The 18,356-nt window shown below is 64.0% G+C and carries 14 protein-coding genes; 12 read left to right on the forward strand and 2 right to left on the reverse strand.

Translation table 11 applies throughout. The features are described 5' to 3' along the window. Positions 1 to 50: 50 nt before the first annotated feature. The 8 genes from ACTWJ5_RS30275 to ACTWJ5_RS30310 all read left to right on the forward strand — a co-directional run bounded on the left by ACTWJ5_RS30275 (position 51) and on the right by ACTWJ5_RS30310 (position 10,405). Entirely contained in the window at positions 51 to 989 is a 939-nt protein-coding gene (locus ACTWJ5_RS30275) for an NAD-dependent epimerase/dehydratase family protein (RefSeq protein ID WP_444437127.1), read from the forward strand. Next, positions 989 to 2,284, forward strand: a complete 1,296-nt coding sequence (locus ACTWJ5_RS30280; RefSeq protein ID WP_253392078.1) for an NAD(P)/FAD-dependent oxidoreductase — start codon at positions 989 to 991, stop codon at positions 2,282 to 2,284. The genes ACTWJ5_RS30275 and ACTWJ5_RS30280 overlap by 1 nt, the downstream gene beginning before the upstream one ends. Next, positions 2,281 to 2,712 (forward strand): GtrA family protein, encoded by a 432-nt coding sequence (locus tag ACTWJ5_RS30285; protein WP_043317529.1) that lies wholly within the window; start codon positions 2,281 to 2,283, stop codon positions 2,710 to 2,712. Before ACTWJ5_RS30280 ends, ACTWJ5_RS30285 begins: the two co-directional genes overlap by 4 nt. 660 nt (positions 2,713 to 3,372) lie before the next feature. After that, the gene (gene arcD, locus ACTWJ5_RS30290; RefSeq protein ID WP_074980310.1) at positions 3,373 to 4,821 is read left to right on the forward strand and encodes an arginine-ornithine antiporter; all 1,449 of its coding nucleotides are present in this window, start codon (positions 3,373 to 3,375) and stop codon (positions 4,819 to 4,821) included. 17 nt (positions 4,822 to 4,838) lie between these two features. Further along, positions 4,839 to 6,095, forward strand: coding sequence for an arginine deiminase (arcA, locus tag ACTWJ5_RS30295; protein ID WP_074980311.1), 1,257 nt, complete (start codon positions 4,839 to 4,841; stop codon positions 6,093 to 6,095). A gap of 108 nt (positions 6,096 to 6,203) precedes the next feature. After that, the gene (locus ACTWJ5_RS30300; protein ID WP_074980312.1) at positions 6,204 to 7,214 is read left to right on the forward strand and encodes an ornithine carbamoyltransferase; all 1,011 of its coding nucleotides are present in this window, start codon (positions 6,204 to 6,206) and stop codon (positions 7,212 to 7,214) included. A gap of 69 nt (positions 7,215 to 7,283) precedes the next feature. Next, positions 7,284 to 8,216, forward strand: a complete 933-nt coding sequence (gene arcC, locus ACTWJ5_RS30305; RefSeq protein ID WP_064584805.1) for a carbamate kinase — start codon at positions 7,284 to 7,286, stop codon at positions 8,214 to 8,216. A gap of 284 nt (positions 8,217 to 8,500) precedes the next feature. Continuing rightward, the gene (locus ACTWJ5_RS30310) at positions 8,501 to 10,405 is read left to right on the forward strand and encodes a beta-ketoacyl synthase (protein WP_249918458.1); all 1,905 of its coding nucleotides are present in this window, start codon (positions 8,501 to 8,503) and stop codon (positions 10,403 to 10,405) included. A 471-nt stretch (positions 10,406 to 10,876) separates the two neighbouring features. Here the strand turns inward: ACTWJ5_RS30310 and ACTWJ5_RS30315 are convergent, their stop codons facing one another. Beyond that, a complete protein-coding gene (locus tag ACTWJ5_RS30315) occupies positions 10,877 to 11,701 on the reverse strand; it encodes an HDOD domain-containing protein (RefSeq protein WP_116425215.1) in 825 nt (274 codons plus the stop codon). A gap of 243 nt (positions 11,702 to 11,944) precedes the next feature. Here ACTWJ5_RS30315 and ACTWJ5_RS30320 point away from each other — a divergent pair, with 243 nt between their 5' ends. Beyond that, on the forward strand, positions 11,945 to 13,141 hold the full coding sequence (locus ACTWJ5_RS30320) for a class I SAM-dependent rRNA methyltransferase (RefSeq protein ID WP_074980315.1): 1,197 nt from the start codon (positions 11,945 to 11,947) through the stop codon (positions 13,139 to 13,141). Between the two features lie 327 nt (positions 13,142 to 13,468). Next, positions 13,469 to 15,307, forward strand: coding sequence for a dihydroxy-acid dehydratase (gene ilvD, locus ACTWJ5_RS30325; protein WP_444437128.1), 1,839 nt, complete (start codon positions 13,469 to 13,471; stop codon positions 15,305 to 15,307). A gap of 169 nt (positions 15,308 to 15,476) precedes the next feature. Here ilvD and ACTWJ5_RS30330 read toward each other — a convergent pair whose 3' ends face one another. Continuing rightward, a complete protein-coding gene (locus ACTWJ5_RS30330; RefSeq protein ID WP_074980366.1) occupies positions 15,477 to 16,019 on the reverse strand; it encodes a pilin in 543 nt (180 codons plus the stop codon). A 299-nt stretch (positions 16,020 to 16,318) separates the two neighbouring features. Between ACTWJ5_RS30330 and ACTWJ5_RS30335 the strand changes: the two genes are divergently transcribed. After that, positions 16,319 to 17,707, forward strand: a complete 1,389-nt coding sequence (locus ACTWJ5_RS30335) for a nucleobase:cation symporter-2 family protein (RefSeq protein ID WP_116425121.1) — start codon at positions 16,319 to 16,321, stop codon at positions 17,705 to 17,707. A 49-nt stretch (positions 17,708 to 17,756) separates the two neighbouring features. Beyond that, positions 17,757 to 18,224 carry a metallophosphoesterase family protein gene (locus ACTWJ5_RS30340; protein WP_253392695.1) on the forward strand — a complete coding sequence of 156 codons (468 nt, stop codon included), beginning with the start codon at positions 17,757 to 17,759 and terminating at the stop codon, positions 18,222 to 18,224. The last annotated feature ends 132 nt before the right edge of the window (positions 18,225 to 18,356 follow it).

The following is an 18,356-nucleotide window of genomic DNA, read 5'->3' on the forward strand; positions in this document are numbered from 1 at the left end:
CGCCCTGAGGAACGGGGCAGGGTGATTGCATAATTCAAGGAGTACGTAATATGAACCATAAGCGTATCATCCTCCCCGGCGGAGCCGGCCTGGTCGGCCAGAACCTGGTCGCCCAGCTCAAGGAGCGCGGCTACACCAACCTGGTGATTCTCGACAAGCACCGGGCCAACCTGGACATCCTGCGTAGCCTGCACCCCGAACTGACCATCGAGTACGCCGACCTCGCCGAGAGCGGCGACTGGGAAAAACACTTCGAGGGGGCGGATACCGTGGTCATGCTGCAGGCCCAGATCGGCGACCCGAACCCCGAGCCCTTCGTGCGCAACAACATCACCTCGACCGAACGCATCCTCGGGCTGATCAAGCGCTACGAAATTCCCTACACGGTGCACATCAGCTCCTCCGTGGTGGAGTCGGTCGCCGACGACCACTACACCAACACCAAGAAGGAACAGGAGCGCATCGTTCTCGAGAGCGGGATCAACTGCGTAGTACTACGCCCGACTCTGATGTTCGGCTGGTTCGACCGCAAGCACCTGGGCTGGCTGTCGCGCTTCATGCAGAAGGTGCCGGTGTTCCCGATCCCCGGCGACGGCCGCTACATGCGCCAGCCGCTTTACGCCGGCGACTTCAGCAGCATCATCGTCAGTTGCATCGAGTCGCGCATCGCCGGCCAGGTGTACAACATCACCGGTCTGGAAGAGATCGACTACATCGACATCATCCGTACCATTCGCAACACCACCGGCGCCAAGTGCCTGCTGCTGAAGATTCCCTACGGGCTGTTCTACGTGCTGCTGAAGATCTGGGCCCTGTTCGACAAGAACCCGCCCTTCACCGCCGATCAGCTCAAGGCCCTGGTGGCCCGCGACGAGTTTGAAGTCATCGATTGGCCGGGTATCTTCCAGGTCCGCCCCACGCCTTTCGCCAAGGCCGTGGAGGAAACCTTCAAGCACCCCACCTACAGCAAGGTCGTACTGGAATTCTGATGAAGGACAATCAACGCATCGCCGTGCTCGGCGCAGGTCCAATGGGCCTGGCCGTCGCCTACCAACTGGTCAGGGATGGCCACCGCCCGGTGATCTTCGAGGCCGACGATCGGGTCGGCGGCATGACCGCCCACTTCGACTTCGGCGGCCTGTCGATCGAGCGCTACTACCATTTCCATTGCATCTCCGACCACGCCTTCCTCAAGGTGCTGGACGAGCTCGGCCTGGCCGACAGGATGCGCTGGGTGGAAACCAGGATGGGCTATTGGTATCGAGGCAAGGTGCAGCCCTGGGGCAACCCATTCGCCCTGCTGAAATTCTCGGGCCTGAGCTTCATCGCCAAGTTCCGCTACGGCCTGCATGCCTTCCTGTCGACCAAACGCAACGACTGGCGTCCGCTGGATCATGTCGAGGCGACCGGCTGGATCAAGCGCTGGGTGGGTGCCGAAGCCTATGAGGTACTCTGGCGCCGGCTGTTCGACTACAAGTTCTACGACTATTCGGACAACCTTTCGGCGGCCTGGATCTGGAGCCGCATCCGCCGCATCGGCCGCTCCCGCTACAACTTGTTCAAGGAGAAGCTGGGTTATCTCGAAGGCGGCTCGGAAACCTTGCTGCATGGCCTGCGCGACTACATCCAGCGGCATGGCGGCGAGTTCCGCCTGGGCACGCCGGCAAGCAAGGTCGTGATCGAGAACGGCAAGGTCAACGGAGTAGAGGCCGGTGGCGAGCTGCATACCTTCGACAAGGTCGTCAGCACCATTCCGCTGCCTTACGTGCCACGACTGATGCCGGATCTGCCGACAGCGACCCTCGACGCCTTCCGCTCGGTGAAGAACATCGCCGTGGTCTGCGTGATCGCCAAGCTGCGCAAGGCGGTAACCGAGAACTTCTGGCTCAACACCAACGACCCGGAAATGGACATCCCCGGCCTGGTGGAATACAGCAACCTGCGGCCGCTGGACGAGCATATCGTCTACGTCCCCTTCTACATGCCCGGCGAACATCCCAAGTTCCAGGAGCCGGACCAGGCTTTCCTCGACAAGGTGAAACGCTACCTGCAGAAGATCAACCCGCAGCTCACCGACGCCGACTTCCTGGAGATGCGCGCCAGCCGCTACCGCTATGCCCAGCCGATCTGCGACCCGGGCTACCTGGAGCACCTGCCGCCGGTGGAGCTGCCGGTACGCGGTTTGTGGGCGGCGGATACCTCCTACTACTACCCGGAAGATCGCGGCATCTCGGAGAGCATCGACTTCGGCCGCAAGATGGCCAGGCAGGCGGCGGAGAAATGATCAGGCACTTCTTCTCCATACAGTTCCTCACGTTCATTGGCGTAGGGGTCACCGCGGCGCTGGCAAACTGGTGCAGCCGCTACGCCCTGAGCAAGGAACTGAACTACTCGCTGGCGGTGCTCCTGGCCTACCTGGTCGGGATCAGCGTTGCCTTCCTGCTCAACCGACGCTTCGTCTTTCCCGGTTCGCCACGTCCCATAGCAGCCCAGGCCAGGGAGTTCCTGCTGGTCAACATCGCCTTCATGCCGGTGGTCTGGGTGGCAGCCCTGGGCTTTCGCTACCTGTTCCGCCAGGCGGGCCTGGAGAACATCGCCGACGGCCTGGCCCATGCCATCTCCCTGGCCGTTCCGGCCTTCGCCACTTTCCTGATCTACAAGTTCTTCACTTTCGGCGGGGCAAAGCAGGAAGGCGACATCAGCAAGCAGTAACGGGGAAGAGCGATCCCGGAAACGCCTGGCGGAAATCCCGCCGAAGAAGCCGACGCATAAGCGGATTCTTGCCGATTCCGGCGGCGCCTGCGTGACTGAAAGCCAGAGGGCATGGGGCATTGCGTCGCACCCCTTGCCTGGCACGGAGCTTGCGATACAGCGCCCAGGTGCCTCGCGTATCTCCCTCGCCGTGATGTTCGATCACGGCGCCCACTGGGCCACAAGCCCGGCGGTGTCTCTCCGGCCGAACGGCCATGGCGTACATCCGCATGGATGGCGCCGCCCGTGCAGCGACCCTGGACGGGCAACCCTCCCTATATAGAAGCAAGCCCGACCACCCTGTCGGGCTTTTTTCTGCCTGTCATCCAGGTCGCGAAATAACTTCTGACAGATTTTTCCGAAACGCCCCGGAACGGCCTGATCCATTCACGCCGTCAATGGCAATCCGAAAGTCACCGGAAAGCCATCCAGATTTCACATGGATCCCCTCTAAATCAGGCGACAACGACAAACCTCTCCTATCGTTCCTATTCAAGCGGACCGGCACCGCTGCGCAGTTGGAAACATTTGTTAGCAGGCTATTGATATAGGTCAGGGGGGTTCCCTGACAGTCGGCGCCTAATGACTACACTCTCCAACTCCTATAGGGAGATTCCGAAAATGTCGCAAGAAAGCAGCCAAAAACTACGACTTGGGGCACTCACCGCTCTCGTCGTCGGATCCATGGTCGGCGGGGGTATCTTCTCTCTCCCGCAAAACATGGCCGCCAGTGCAGACGTCGGCGCCATTCTCATCGGTTGGGCCATCACCGCGGTCGGCATGCTGACCCTGGCCTTCGTCTTCCAGACCCTCGCCAACCGCAAGCCCAACCTCGACGGCGGTGTGTATGCCTACGCCAAGGCCGGTTTCGGTGACTACATGGGCTTCTCCTCGGCCTGGGGCTACTGGATCAGCGCCTGGCTGGGCAACGTCGGCTACTTCATGCTGCTGTTCAGCACCCTGGGCTACTTCTTCCCGGTCTTCGGCAAGGGCGACACCATCCCGGCGATCATCGCCGCGTCGGTGCTGCTATGGGCCCTGCATTTCCTGGTGCTGCGCGGGATCAAGGAAGCGGCGTTCATCAACACCATCACCACCATCGCCAAGATAGTGCCGCTGTTCCTGTTCATCCTGATCTGCCTGTTCGCCTTCAAGCTGGACATCTTCACCACCGACATCTGGGGCCTGGGCAATCCCGACCTGGGCAGCGTGATGAACCAGGTGCGCAACATGATGCTGGTCACCGTGTGGGTGTTCATCGGCATCGAGGGCGCGAGCATCTTCTCCTCCCGCGCGGAAAAACGCAGCGACGTCGGCAAGGCCACGGTCATCGGCTTCATCACCGTGCTGCTGCTGCTGGTGCTGGTGAACGTGCTGTCCATGGGCGTGATGACCCAGCCGGAACTGGCCAAGCTGCAGAACCCGTCGATGGCGCTGGTGCTGGAGCACGTGGTCGGCCACTGGGGCGCGGTGCTGATCAGCGTCGGCCTGTTGATCTCCCTGCTCGGAGCCCTGCTGTCCTGGGTGCTGCTGTGCGCCGAGATCATGTTCGCCGCGGCCAAGGACCACACCATGCCGGAGTTCCTGCGCAAGGAGAACGCCAACCAGGTGCCGGCCAACGCCCTGTGGCTGACCAACATCTGCGTGCAGGTCTTCCTGGTCATCGTCTTCTTCACCTCGGGCGACTCCAGCGGCATGGACCCGTACACCAAGATGCTGCTGCTCTCCACCTCGATGATCCTCATCCCGTACTTCTGGTCGGCGGCCTACGCGCTGCTGCTGACGGTGCGCGGCGAGACCTACGAGCAGGACGCGAGCGAGCGCAACAAGGACCTGATCATCGCGGGCATCTCGGTGATCTACGCCGTCTGGCTGATCTATGCCGGCGGCCTGAAATACCTGCTGCTGTCGGCGCTGCTGTACGCACCAGGCGTCATCCTCTTCGCGAAAGCGAAACGTGAAGTCGGCCAACCGATCTTCACCAACGTCGAGAAGCTCATCTTCGCAGGTGTCGTGATCGGCGCACTGATCGCGGCGTACGGCCTCTACGACGGCTTCCTTACTCTGTGACATCACTGGAGACACTCATGAGCACGGAAAAAACCAAACTTGGCGTCCACTCCGAAGCTGGCAAATTGCGCAAAGTGATGGTCTGCTCGCCCGGTCTTGCCCACCAACGCCTGACCCCTAGCAACTGCGACGAGTTGCTGTTCGACGACGTAATCTGGGTAAACCAGGCCAAGCGCGACCACTTCGATTTCGTCACCAAGATGCGCGAGCGCGGCGTCGACGTCCTGGAAATGCACAACCTGCTGACCGAGACCGTCCAGAACCCCGAAGCGCTGAAATGGATCCTCGATCGCAAGATCACCGCCGACAGCGTCGGCCTGGGCCTGACCCACGAACTGCGCGCCTGGCTGGAAGGCCTCGAGCCGCGACGACTGGCCGAATTCCTCATCGGTGGCGTGACCGCCGACGACATCCCGGAAACCGAAGGCTCCAAGCCGCTGAAGATGTTCCGCGACTACCTGGGCCACTCCAGCTTCCTGCTGCCGCCGCTGCCCAACACCCAGTTCACCCGCGACACCACCTGCTGGATCTACGGCGGCGTGACGCTGAACCCGATGTACTGGCCGGCGCGTCGCCAGGAAACCCTGCTGACCACCGCCATCTACAAGTTCCACCCGGAATTCACCAACGCCGAATTCGAGGTCTGGTACGGCGATCCGGACAAGGACCACGGCTCCTCCACCCTCGAAGGCGGCGACGTCATGCCCATCGGCAATGGCGTGGTGCTGATCGGCATGGGCGAGCGGACTTCCCGCCAGGCCATCGGCCAGGTCGCCCAGTCGCTGTTCGCCAAGGGCGCGGTCGAGAAGGTCATAGTCGCCGGCCTGCCGAAATCCCGCGCGGCCATGCACCTGGACACCGTGTTCAGCTTCTGCGACCGCGACCTGGTCACCGTCTTCCCGGAAGTGGTCAAGGAAATCGTCGCCTTCACCCTGCGCCCGGACGAGAAGAGCCCCTACGGCATCAACGTGCAGCGCGAGGAGAAGGACTTCATCAGCGTGGTCGCCGAGGCCCTGGGCCTGAAGAAACTGCGCATCGTCGAGACCGGCGGCAACAGCTTCGCCGCCGAGCGCGAGCAGTGGGACGACGGTAACAACGTGGTCTGCGTCGAGCCCGGCGTGGTCATCGGCTACGACCGCAACACCTACACCAACACGCTGCTGCGCAAGGCCGGCGTGGAAGTCATCACCATCAGCGCCGGCGAGCTCGGCCGCGGCCGTGGCGGTGGCCACTGCATGACCTGCCCGATCATCCGCGACCCGGTCGACTACTGATCGCCACAGCCCACCCTACTCAACGCGGCGGCCCCAGCCAGGGCCGCCCGCCCCGCCAGCCACAAGCTGTACTGACGAGGCCGATCCCATCCCACAAGGAGAAAGAACATGGCTTTCAACATGCACAACCGCAACCTGCTCAGCCTGATGCACCACAGCACCCGCGAGTTGCGCTACCTGCTCGACCTGTCCCGCGACCTCAAACGCGCCAAGTACACCGGCACCGAGCAGCAACACCTCAAGGGCAACAACATCGCCCTGATCTTCGAGAAGACCTCCACCCGCACCCGCTGCGCCTTCGAGGTCGCCGCCTATGACCAGGGCGCCAACGTCACCTACATCGACCCCAACTCCTCGCAGATCGGCCACAAGGAGAGCATGAAGGACACCGCCCGCGTGCTCGGCCGCATGTACGACGCCATCGAGTACCGTGGCTTCAAGCAGGAGATCGTCGAGGAACTGGCGACGTACGCCGGCGTCCCGGTGTTCAACGGCCTGACCGACGAATACCACCCGACGCAGATGCTGGCCGACGTGCTGACCATGCGCGAGCACAGCGACAAGCCGCTGCACGACATCGCCTACGCCTACCTGGGCGACGCCCGCAATAACATGGGCAACTCCCTGCTGCTGATCGGCGCCAAGCTCGGCATGGACGTGCGCATCGCCGCGCCGAAAGCGCTGTGGCCGAGCGACGAACACGTCGCCGCCTGCAAGAAATTCGCCGAGGAAAGCGGCGCCCGCATCACCCTCACCGAGGACCCGAAGGAAGCGGTCAAGGGCGTGGACTTCATCCACACCGACGTCTGGGTCTCCATGGGCGAGCCGGTGGAAGCCTGGGGCGAGCGCATCAAGGAACTGCTGCCCTACCAGGTCAACATGGACATCATGAAAGCCGCCGGCAACCCGCGGGTGAAATTCATGCACTGCCTGCCGGCCTTCCACAACAGCGAGACCAAGGTCGGCCAGCAGATCGCCGCCCAGTACCCGAACCTGAAGAACGGCATCGAAGTCACCGAAGACGTCTTCGAATCCCCGTACAACATCGCCTTCGAGCAAGCGGAGAACCGCATGCACACCATCAAGGCGATCCTCGTTTCGACCCTCGCCGACATGTGATCGACGGATGCGTACCCCGGGCCCGGCCTGCCGGCCCGGGGGCGTTTTCAGCTTCAGGAGGAAATGACTATGCGTATCGTCGTCGCATTGGGCGGCAACGCCCTGCTGCGTCGTGGCGAACCCATGACTGCGGCCAACCAGCGTGAAAACGTAAGGATCGCCGCCGAACAGATCGCCAAAGTGGCGCCTGGCAACGAACTGGTGATCGCCCACGGCAACGGCCCGCAAGTGGGCCTGCTGGCCCTGCAGGGCGCCGCCTACGACAAGGTCACGCCGTACCCGCTGGACGTCCTCGGCGCCGAGACCGAAGGCATGATCGGCTACATGATCGAACAGGAAATGGGCAACCTGCTGCCCTTCGAAGTGCCCTTCGCCACCATCCTCACCCAGGTCGAGGTGGACGCCAAGGACCCGGCCTTCCAGAAGCCGACCAAGCCGATCGGCCCGGTCTACGCCAAGGAAGAAGCTGAAGCCCTGGCCAAGGAAAAGGGCTGGAGCATCGCCCCGGACGGCGACAAGTTCCGCCGCGTGGTGGCCAGCCCGCGGCCCAAGCGCATCTTCGAGATCCGCCCGGTGAAATGGCTGCTGGAGAAAGGCACCATCGTCATCTGCGCCGGCGGCGGCGGCATCCCGACCATGTACGACGAATCCGGCAAGAAACTCTCCGGCGTCGAGGCGGTGATCGACAAGGACCTGTGCTCCTCGCTGCTGGCCCAGGAACTGAACGCCGACATCCTGATCATCGCCACCGACGTGGACGCGGCCTACATCGACTGGGGCAAGCCGACGCAGAAGGCCATCGCCCAGGCCCACCCGGACGAACTGGAACGCCTCGGCTTCGCCGCCGGCTCCATGGGCCCGAAAGTCCAGGCCGCCGCCGAATTCGCCCGCGCCACCGGCAAGGACGCGGTGATCGGCTCGCTGGAAAACATCGTGGCCATCACCCAGGGCAAGTCCGGCACCCGCGTCAGCACCAAAAAACCCGGCATCGAGTACCGCTGAGCCTGTTCTGCAACCCCGCCCGGGAGCCACGCTGGCTCCCGGCGCCTTCGCGCATCCGTTCCACCCCCTCCTTCCTGGCAAGTTCGTCGCCTTTCGCCGTCAATCCCTGGCCAAAAGCGTGACTCGGCAGTCATCATCCTCGTCAGCATAAGCATTCCAATCACAGAGCTGCCGCCGGGCTTGTGCCCCTGATCCGTGATGTCGCCTCCCTGCGCCTCGCGTGCACCCTGGTCGCGCCATCCGGTCCTGCACAGGACGGGCCTATATGAAGGAGTTTGCGAGAGATGTCTCGACTACCGGTCATCGTTGGTTTTGGTGGGTATAACGCCGCGGGTCGCAGTTCCTTCCACCATGCGTTCCGTCGCACCGTCCTGGAGTCCCTGGACGAGCAGGCCCGCCAGCAGACCCTCGCCGGCCTGGCCGTGATGATGAAGCTGGTGAAGTTCGAGGACGGCCACTACCTGGACGCCGCCGATGGCGCGCGCCTGGACCTGGCCGCCATCGAACGGCGGCATGCCGCGCAGATCCTCGGCTCCACCCTGATCCGCCGCATCGAGAAGCAGTACTTCGATGTCGATGCCGCGCACTGGCACAAGAACCTCACCCTGGAAGCCGACGGCGCCCAGCCGCTGAGCTTCACCACTGCGCGCAAGCAACTGCCCGAGCCGCTTCCGGCCAACTGGTCGGTGGAAGAACTGGCCGACAACCAGGTGCGCGTGACCCTGCACGACAGTGTCGAGGTCAAGGTCGACAGCTACCGCGAGATGCCGGTGAAGTCCGCCGGCCAGCTGCCTACCGGCTTCGAGCCGGGCGAGCTGTACGCCTCGCGCTTCCACCCACGCGGCCTGCAGATGGCCGTGGTGGGCGCCACCGACGCGATCCGCTCGGTGGGCATCGACTGGCAGCGCATCGTCGACCGCGTGCAGCCCGACGAAATCGCCGTGTTCTCCAGCAGCATCATGAGCCAGCTCGACGACAACGGCTTCGGCGGCCTGCTGCAGTCGCGCCTGAAAGGCCACCGCGTCAGCGCCAAGCAGCTGCCGCTGGGCTTCAACAGCATGCCCACCGACTTCATCAACGCCTACGTGCTGGGCAGCGTCGGCCTCACCGGCAGCGTCACCGGCGCCTGCGCCACCTTCCTCTACAACCTGCAGAAGGGTATCGAGGCCATCACCTCCGGCCAGGCGCGGGTGGTGGTGGTGGGCAACAGCGAAGCGCCGATCACCTCGGAAATCGTCGAGGGCTACGCGGCCATGAGCGCCCTGGCCACCGAGGAAGGCCTGCGCAACATCGAGGGCCGTCCGGACGTGGACTTCCGCCGCGCCAGCCGCCCGTTCGGCGAGAACTGCGGCTTCACCCTGGCCGAATCCAGCCAGTACGTGGTGCTGATGGACGACGCCCTGGCCCTGGAGCTGGGCGCCGACATCCACGGCGCGGTGACCGACGTCTTCATCAACGCCGACGGCTTCAAGAAATCCATCTCCGCCCCCGGCCCGGGCAACTACCTGACCATGGCCAAGGCCGTGGCCGCCGCCATGCAGATCGTCGGCGAGGAAGGCGTGCGCCGCCACAGCTTCGTCCACGCCCACGGCTCCAGCACCCCGGCCAACCGCGTCACCGAGTCGGAAATCCTCGACCGCGTGGCCAAGGCCTTCGGCATCGCCGACTGGCCGGTGGCCGCGGTCAAGGCCTTCGTCGGCCACTCCCTGGCCACCGCCAGCGCCGACCAGTTGGTCTCCGCCCTGGGCACCTTCAAGTACGGCCTGCTGCCGGGCATCAAGACCGTCGAGACCTTCGCCGACGACGTGCACAAGGACCGCATCGCGCTGTCCAACAAGGACCGCCGCCGCGACGACCTGGACGTCTGCTTCATCAACTCCAAGGGCTTCGGCGGCAACAACGCCACCGGCGTGCTGCTCTCCCCGCGCCTGGCCGAGAAGATGCTGCGCAAGCGCCACGGCGCCGCCGCCTTCGACGCCTACCAGGCGCGCCGCGAGCAGACCCGCGCCGCCGCCCAGCGCTACGAGGAGCAGGCGCTCAAGGGCCAGTTCGACATCATCTACAACTTCGGCAACGACATGATCGACGACCGCGACATCCGCATCAGCGCCGAGGAAATGAGCGTGCCGGGCTTCGCCCAGCCGCTGGTGTACAAGAAGGACGAGCGCTTCAGCGACATGCTCGACTAAGGCGCCGCGGTCATGAAAAAGCCGGGCAGATGCCCGGCTTTTTTCATTGTGCTGTCCCGCGCCTTGGCGCACTTCGGTCGGTTCTCTCTTGCGCGCCCTGCGCGCGAATCGCGGGCAGGGCCCGCTCCTACGTTTCCAGGAAGCACGGCTTTTCGTAGGAGCGAGCTTGCTCGCGAACACAGTCCGCTGCGGGGCTCATTCGCGAGCAAGCTCGCTCCTACGAAGAGCACCTCGGCGCAGCCGGCAAGACAGTTGCTCCTACGTTGCTTTCTGGGTTCCCGGGGGTATGAGGACGGTGCCTGACCTCCACGCCGCTCAGGACAGCCCCCTCTCCCGCTTGCGGGAGAGGGTTGGGGAGAGGGCGCTCTTAAAGGGCCTCGGTATTCCCGCCAACGGCGTATAACCGCGAACGGTTATACGCCCTACGGTTGCGGGGAAGCACGATCGCAGGAGCGGACCCATCCGCGATCCCTAATAGCTCCCCTGCCCCACGCCCAGTTCGAGGATGCTCGACTTCAGGTTCTCGAAGTCGTATTCGGTCAGCCCCACGTAATCCAGCACCAGGGCGCGGATGCTCTCCCACTCGTGGTCCTCAGGCTGGTTGCCGAGGATGCGGTGCGAGCCGCATATGTGCTCGGCCATCTTGAGGATCGCCAGCAGGTTCTTCAGCTGGGTGTTGCGGCTGCTTTCCTCGCTGAACACCGTGAGCGCGTTGTGGTGGTTGGCGATGGCCTCGCAGACGTGCTCCGGCAGGCGCCAGGAGCGCGCGGTGAAGTAGCCGACCACGGCGTGGTTGGTGTTCAGCACGCGGTTCTCGGTGTCCACCACGCGGCGCTCGTCGCTGGCGCTGGCATAGGCCTCCTCCAGCACCGCCATGTAGTGCGGGAAGCGCTTGAGCATCAGCGGGATGCCGCAATTGTGGAACAGCCCCAGCGCATAGGCCTCGTCCACCGACTCGTAGCCGATGCGCTTGGCCAGGGTCAGGCAGCTCATGGCCACGTCCTGGGCTGTGTCCCAGAAGCGGTTGAGGGTGACGATGGTGTCGTCGCTCATCTCGCCCTTGATCGACTGGGCGTTGATCAGGTTGATCACCGAGCGGCTGCCCAGCAGGTTGACCGCGCGCTGGATCGAGGTGATGCGGTTGGCCAGGCCGAAGAACGGCGAGTTGACCAGCTTGAGCAACGCGCCGGACAACCCGGGGTCCTGGCTGATGAGCTTGGCGATGGCCTTCAGGTCAGGGTTGGGCATGACCTGTTCCATCTGCAGGTCGACCATGATCTGCGGTTGCGGCGGCACGCTGATGCCCTGCAGGGTCTGGCGGATCTGTTCGGCGGAGAGTTCTTGGACCATGGGGACGGTCTGGGAAAGTTGACGGGGCGCACAGTTTACCCAGACGGACGACTTCTGGAACTGCCGATTTAGACAGAACCGTATCGGCAGTCGCGGCGCGAACTTTATGCCTGCTCGTCACGCCCGCGCGGCATCGGCAACCCCGGCGGCCAGCGGTTATAATCTCGCTCTTTTTCCCGGAGCACCGCCATGACCCTGCCCAGCTTGCGTCTGAAAGCCAACGCCGAGCGCCGCCTGCGCGCCGGCCACCTGTGGGTCTACAGCAACGAGGTGGATGTCCAGGCCACGCCGCTGAACGCCTTCGCCGCCGGCGACCAGGCGATCCTCGAGATGGCCAACGGCAAGCCGCTGGGCGTGGTGGCGCTGAGCCCCAACAACCTGATCTGCGCACGCCTGGTTTCCCGCGATACCAAGCACGTTCTCGACAAGTCGCTGCTGGTTCACCGCCTCAACGTCGCCCTGAGCCTGCGCGAGCGCCTCTTCGACAAGCCCTTCTACCGCCTGGTCTACGGTGACGCCGACCTGCTCCCCGGCCTGGTGGTGGACCGTTTCGGCGACGTACTGGTGGTGCAGCTCGCCTCGGCAACCATGGAGAAGCACCGCGACGACGTGCTCGCCGCCCTGCTGCAGGTGATCAAGCCTAGCGCCGTGCTGTGGAAGAACGACGCCAGCGCGCGCGATGCCGAAGGCCTGGAGCGCTACGTGGAGAATGCCTACGGCGAAGTGCCCGAGTGGGTCGCCCTGGAAGAGAACGGCGTGCGCTTCGAGGCCCCGGTGCTGGCCGGGCAGAAGACCGGCTGGTTCTACGACCACCGCATGAACCGCGCGCGCCTGGCGCCCTACGTGAAAGGCAAGCGCGTGCTCGACCTGTTCAGCTACATCGGCGGCTGGGGCATCCAGGCCGCGGCCTTCGGCGCCAGCGACGTGATGTGCGTGGACGCCTCCGGCTTCGCCCTCGACGGCGTGGAGCGCAATGCCACCCTCAACGGCTTGTCCGACAAGGTCGCCTGCGTGGAAGGCGACGTGTTCGACGCTCTGCGCGAGCTGAAGGCCGCCGACGAGCGCTTCGACGTGGTCATCGCCGACCCGCCGGCCTTCATCAAGCGCAAGAAGGACCTGAAGAACGGCGAGGCCGCCTACCGCCGCCTCAACGAACAGGCCATGCGCCTGCTCTCCAAGGACGGCATCCTGGTCAGCGCCTCCTGCTCCATGCACCTGCCCGAGGACGACCTGCAGAACATCCTGCTCGGCAGCGCCCGCCACCTGGACCGCAACCTCCAGCTGCTGGAACGCGGCGGCCAGGGCCCGGACCACCCGGTGCACCCGGCCATCGCCGAGACCCGCTATATCAAGAGTCTGACTGTGCGGCTGCTGCCGAATAGCTGATAGCTGGAAGCTGGAAGCTGGAAGCTGGAAGCTGGAAGCTGGAAGCTGGAAGCTGGAAGGGATTCTGGGCTCTGCCCTTGCTTCCAGCTTCAGGCTTCCAGCTGCCGACCACCAGCCTTTCCCTGGCGGCGGCGGCCGGCGTAGAATCCTGCACATCCCTCGCCAACATCCCCCGGCGGGCCCGTGAGCCCCGGCCGCGCGGGCGGTGACCCCGCCCCGTCTTGCAGCCCCCTCCGAGCATGCAGCTCCATCTGCCGTTTGCATGTGCCTCGTACGACGCTCACGATAAGACTCTTACCGAAGCCTGATTAGCCGCAGGAACTCGTCATGCCCGATTACCGCTCGAAAACCTCCACCCACGGCCGCAACATGGCCGGCGCCCGCGCCCTCTGGCGCGCCACCGGGATGAAGGACGAAGACTTCAAGAAGCCGATCATCGCCATCGCCAACTCCTTCACCCAGTTCGTGCCCGGCCACGTGCACCTGAAGGACCTCGGCCAGCTGGTCGCCCGCGAGATCGAGAAGGCCGGCGGCGTGGCCAAGGAGTTCAACACCATCGCCGTGGACGACGGCATCGCCATGGGCCACGACGGCATGCTCTATTCCCTGCCGTCGCGCGAGATCATCGCCGACTCCGTGGAATACATGGTCAACGCCCACTGCGCCGACGCCATCGTCTGCATCTCCAACTGCGACAAGATCACCCCCGGCATGCTGATGGCCGCCCTGCGCCTGAACATCCCGGTGGTGTTCGTCTCCGGCGGCCCGATGGAAGCCGGCAAGACCAAGCTGGCCAGCCACGGCCTGGACCTGGTCGACGCCATGGTGGTCGCGGCGGACGATTCCTGCTCCGACGAGAAGGTCGCCGAATACGAGCGCAGCGCCTGCCCCACCTGCGGCTCCTGCTCCGGCATGTTCACCGCCAACTCGATGAACTGCCTGACCGAGGCCCTGGGCCTGTCGCTGCCGGGCAACGGCTCGACCCTGGCCACCCACGCCGACCGCGAGCAGCTGTTCCTGCGTGCCGGACGCCTGGTCGTGGAACTGTGCCAGCGCTACTACGGCGAAGGCGACGACAGCGTACTGCCGCGCAACGTCGCCAGCTTCAAGGCCTTCGAGAACGCCATGACCCTGGACATCGCCATGGGCGGCTCGACCAACACCATCCTGCACCTGCTGGCCGCAGCGCAGGAGGCGGAGATCGCCTTCGACCTGCGCGACATCGATCGCCTGTCGCGCAAGGTGCCGCAGCTGTGCAAGGTGGCGCCGAACATCCAGAAGTACCACATGGAAGACGTGCACCGCGCCGGCGGCATCTTCTCCATCCTCGGCGAGCTGGCCCGTGGCGGCCTGCTGCACACCGACGTACCGACCGTGCACAGCCCGAGCATGGCCGACGCCATCGCCCAGTGGGACATCACCCAGACCCGTGACGAAGCCGTCCATACCTTCTTCAAGGCAGGCCCCGCCGGCATCCCCACCCAGACCGCGTTCAGCCAGAACACCCGCTGGCCGAGCCTGGACGACGACCGCGCCGAAGGCTGCATCCGCAGCGTCGAGCACGCCTACTCCGCCGAAGGCGGCCTGGCCGTGCTGTACGGCAACATCGCCCTCGACGGCTGCGTGGTGAAGACCGCCGGTGTGGACGAGTCGATCCACGTGTTCGAAGGCAGCGCGAAGATCTTCGAAAGCCAGGATGCCGCAGTGAAAGGCATCCTCGCCGATGAGGTGAAACCGGGCGACATCGTGATCATCCGCTACGAAGGCCCGAAAGGCGGCCCGGGCATGCAGGAAATGCTCTACCCCACCAGCTACCTGAAGTCCAAGGGCCTGGGCAAACAGTGCGCCCTGCTCACCGATGGCCGCTTCTCCGGCGGCACCTCGGGCCTGTCCATCGGCCACGCCTCGCCGGAAGCCGCCGCGGGCGGCGCCATCGGCCTGGTGCAGGACGGCGACAAGGTACTGATCGACATCCCCAACCGCAGCATCAACCTGCTGGTCAGCGATGAAGAACTGGCCGCCCGCCGCATCGAGCAGGACAAGAAGGGCTGGAAGCCGGCGCAGCCGCGCGCCCGCAAGGTCAGTACTGCGCTGAAGGCTTATGCGTTGCTGGCTACCAGTGCTGACAAAGGGGCTGTCCGAAATAAAGCTCTACTGGAGGGGTAAGCAGTTAGCTGTAGAGAAAAACTCCCGACGTCAACAAAGCCCGGCATGATTACCGGGCTTTGTTTTATTAGGAGTAAAACCACGTGAATGCTCACACCGCATCCAAACAGCAACAACTCTCAGAAACCTAGCACATATAAATCCTCGCCAGCCAATAGCTCAAGCCAACTTAAAGCCTGCAATTAGCAGGAGCAAAACTATTATTGGCAACGTCATTTACAGCACAGCCCCAAACTATGGGTAAATTTGGATTCAAAGTGCCAGCCGGAACACCTGCAGTAATGGCACCCGTTCCAGGCGTAAGTGTCAAGGTCAAGGGGCTTTGCGGGACAGGGACAACCCCAGTATAGGTAATGGTTATGGCACCATCTCCAGCAGTCGCGGCGCCAGCGCTTACAGCCGCAATCGCTATGCTTGCAACATCACGCGTAGCGGCGAACTGAAACCCAGTATTCACAGTGTTAGCTGCGGCGGCAGTTGGTGCACCGGTGCCAGCATACGCATTGACCGCCAAACCGGCATTGGCTGCATATGTTTCGCTCAGAGCAACTTTCGCTGCCGTGGCCAAATTCAACCCCTCGGTAACACGTGCTCGTATGGTGTAGTTCTGGTACTGCGGAATCGCAATGGCGGCCAAGATACCGATGATAGCCACAACGATCATTAGCTCAATAAGGGTGAAACCTTTCTGTGTAGTATGTCGCCTTTTCATTTCAGTCTCCATGATCATGAATTTAGTCCGCCCAAAGAACCATGGGCGAAGTTAATTAAATGACTCATGAATGGGACCGATATGTAGTCCACTTCTTCAAGGCAAAGCTGAAATTTCTGCTGACTTCGATATATCTGGACAACACCCAAAACAAGTGACCAATAACGGCAGATAATGCCCTTAAAACCGACATTTACTGACAGTTAGTGTCACCTCCCAAAGAAAAATCCCTGCCCTATGGCACTGTCCGATCCTGCCTCCACCCCGTAAAATCCCGCTCTTTTTCCCGGACTGCCGCCATGAGCTCCCTCGAGAACCCCGTCACCGCCGACAAGGCCCAGCGCGACCTGGTCTACGGCCTGGAAGACCGTCCCGCCCTGCCCGTCGCGCTGCTCGCAGCGCTGCAGCACCTGCTGGCGATCATCGTGCCGATCGTCACCCCCGGTCTGCTGATCTGCCAGGCGCTGGGCGTTTCCGCCCGCGACACCAACCTGATCGTGTCTATGTCGCTGGTCATCTCCGGCATCGCCACCTTCGTCCAGTGCAAGCGCTTCGGGCCGTTCGGCGCCGGGCTGCTGATCGTCCAGGGCACCAGCTTCAACTTCGTCGGCCCGCTGATCGCCGGCGGGGCGCTGATGGTCAAGCAGGGCACGCCGGTGGAGCAGGTGATGGCGGCCATCTTCGGCGTGGTCATGGCCGGCTCCTTCGTGGAGATGGGCGTGTCGCGCATCCTGCCGTTCGTGAAGCGACTGATCACCCCGCTGGTGACCGGCATCGTGGTGCTGATGATCGGCCTCACCCTGATCAAGGTCGGCCTGATCAGCATGGGCGGTGGCTTCAGCGCCATGGGCAACGGCACCTTCGCCAATGGCGAGAACCTGCTGCTGTCCGGCACCGTGCTGGCGATCATCGTGGTGCTCAACCGCATCCCGGTGGTGTGGATGCGCAGCGGCGCCATCGTCATCGCCCTGGCCGTGGGCTACGTGCTGGCCGGCTACCTGGGCCGCCTGGACTTCAGCGGCATGCACCAGGCCGCGCTGTTCCAGGTGCCGACGCCGCTGCACTTCGGCCTGAGCTTCTCCTGGGCGCTGTTCATCCCCATGCTGGTGATCTACCTGGTCACCTCGCTGGAGGCCATCGGCGACGTCACCGCCACCAGCCAGGTGTCGAAGCAGCCGGTGGAAGGCCCGCTGTGGATGCAACGGATCAAGGGCGGAGTGCTGGTGAATGGCGCCAACTCGCTGCTGGCGGGCATCTTCAACACCTTCCCCAGCTCGGTGTTCGCGCAGAACAACGGGGTGATCCAGCTGACCGGCGTGGCCAGCCGCCATATCGGCCTGTGGATCGCTGCCATGCTGGTGGTGCTGGGCCTATTCCCCAGCGTCGCCGGGGTCATCCAGGCGGTGCCCGAGCCGGTGCTCGGCGGCGCGGCCATGGTGATGTTCGGCGCGGTGGCCGCCTCGGGCATCAACATCCTCGCCGGCACCCACCTCGACCGCCGCGCCCTGCTGATCATCGCCGTCAGCCTGGCCCTCGGCCTGGGCGTGTCGCAAGTACCTGAATTCCTCGCGCACATGCCGGCGGCGTTGCGCAACGTGCTGGAGTCCGGCGTCGCCACCGGCGGTATCTGCGCCCTGCTGCTGAACTGGTTCCTGCCGGAAGCGCCGGCGGCCAGGGCCCCGCACTGAGCCAGCCACGACGCCACCCTCGGGTGGCGTCGTCGTTTATGCTGGATGCATGAGCACTTCCCTGCGCGTCGGCGTAATAGCCGACACCCACAACCTGCTGCGCCCCGAAGCCCTGGAAGCCCTGCGCGGCTGCCAGCGCCTGCTGCACCTGGGCGACATCGGCAAGCCGGCGATCCTCGATGCGCTGCGCCAACTGGCGCCGCTGGACGTGGTGCGCGGCAACAACGACACCGAAGCCTGGACCGAGGCCATTCCCGAAACCCTGAGCCTGGAACTGGGCGGGCTGCGCCTGTACCTGATCCATGACCTCAAGCAACTGGCCATCGATCCACGGGCCGAAGGCTTCGACGTGGTGCTGGCCGGGCATTCGCACAAGCCGCTGCAGGAAGTGCGCGACGGGGTGCTCTATCTCAACCCCGGCAGCGCCGGGCCGCGGCGCTTCAAGCTGCCGATCTCGCTGGCGATCCTGAGCATCGCGGGCGGACAGGCTTCGGTGGAAATGATCGCGCTCGACTGAACGTAGGGCGTATAACCGTTCGCGGTTATACGCCGCTACACCTTGCCCACCAGTCAACTCCGTCGCTGAGCCCGCAGCGCCCTGAGACAGGCGCTTCGTGTTCAAAGCCGCAACACCCTTCGGCCAAGGCCA

The sequence above is a fragment of the Pseudomonas sp. A6 genome, assembly GCF_052367875.1.
In the GTDB taxonomy this organism is placed as follows: domain Bacteria; phylum Pseudomonadota; class Gammaproteobacteria; order Pseudomonadales; family Pseudomonadaceae; genus Pseudomonas; species Pseudomonas citronellolis.

What these genes read in the sequence shown, in the direction of transcription:
- arcC (WP_064584805.1), top strand. Translation starts at nt 7,284, where the DNA reads ATGCGTATCGTCGTCGCATTGGGCGGCAACGCCCTGCTGCGTCGTGGC.
- ACTWJ5_RS30335 (WP_116425121.1), top strand. Translation starts at nt 16,319, where the DNA reads ATGAGCTCCCTCGAGAACCCCGTCACCGCCGACAAGGCCCAGCGCGAC.
- ACTWJ5_RS30310 (WP_249918458.1), top strand. Translation starts at nt 8,501, where the DNA reads ATGTCTCGACTACCGGTCATCGTTGGTTTTGGTGGGTATAACGCCGCG.
- ACTWJ5_RS30300 (WP_074980312.1), top strand. Translation starts at nt 6,204, where the DNA reads ATGGCTTTCAACATGCACAACCGCAACCTGCTCAGCCTGATGCACCAC.
- ACTWJ5_RS30330 (WP_074980366.1), bottom strand. Translation starts at nt 16,019, where the DNA reads ATGAAAAGGCGACATACTACACAGAAAGGTTTCACCCTTATTGAGCTA.
- ACTWJ5_RS30285 (WP_043317529.1), top strand. Translation starts at nt 2,281, where the DNA reads ATGATCAGGCACTTCTTCTCCATACAGTTCCTCACGTTCATTGGCGTA.
- ilvD (WP_444437128.1), top strand. Translation starts at nt 13,469, where the DNA reads ATGCCCGATTACCGCTCGAAAACCTCCACCCACGGCCGCAACATGGCC.
- ACTWJ5_RS30340 (WP_253392695.1), top strand. Translation starts at nt 17,757, where the DNA reads ATGAGCACTTCCCTGCGCGTCGGCGTAATAGCCGACACCCACAACCTG.
- ACTWJ5_RS30320 (WP_074980315.1), top strand. Translation starts at nt 11,945, where the DNA reads ATGACCCTGCCCAGCTTGCGTCTGAAAGCCAACGCCGAGCGCCGCCTG.
- arcA (WP_074980311.1), top strand. Translation starts at nt 4,839, where the DNA reads ATGAGCACGGAAAAAACCAAACTTGGCGTCCACTCCGAAGCTGGCAAA.
- ACTWJ5_RS30280 (WP_253392078.1), top strand. Translation starts at nt 989, where the DNA reads ATGAAGGACAATCAACGCATCGCCGTGCTCGGCGCAGGTCCAATGGGC.
- arcD (WP_074980310.1), top strand. Translation starts at nt 3,373, where the DNA reads ATGTCGCAAGAAAGCAGCCAAAAACTACGACTTGGGGCACTCACCGCT.
- ACTWJ5_RS30275 (WP_444437127.1), top strand. Translation starts at nt 51, where the DNA reads ATGAACCATAAGCGTATCATCCTCCCCGGCGGAGCCGGCCTGGTCGGC.